Source organism: Pseudorhodobacter sp. E13 (genome assembly GCF_003991405.1).
GTDB lineage: Bacteria > Pseudomonadota > Alphaproteobacteria > Rhodobacterales > Rhodobacteraceae > Pseudorhodobacter.
The window spans coordinates 1-223 of sequence record NZ_RPEN01000032.1 but is presented as its reverse complement, the minus strand read 5'-3'; the positions used below and the strand labels follow the sequence as shown (position 1 = coordinate 223).

Sequence of the window (223 nt, the reverse complement as noted above, 5' to 3'; positions counted from 1 at the left end):
CCGCGGCACTGTTGCCACCGGTCGTATTGAGCGCGGCGTGATCAAGGTCGGCGAAGAAATGGAAATCGTGGGCATCCGCGACACCAAGAAAACGGTTTGCACGGGCGTTGAGATGTTCCGCAAGCTGCTGGATCAGGGTGAAGCTGGTGACAACGTTGGCCTGTTGCTGCGCGGTGTTGACCGTGAAGGCATCGAGCGTGGTCAGGTTCTGTGCAAGCCCGCT

General features: G+C 59.6%; 1 protein-coding gene. It reads left to right on the top strand.

What is annotated here, in order from left to right; all coding sequences use genetic code 11:
* A partial coding sequence (locus EGN72_RS00090; RefSeq protein ID WP_255417398.1) for an EF-Tu/IF-2/RF-3 family GTPase occupies positions 1–223 on the top strand: 223 nt, incomplete at both ends.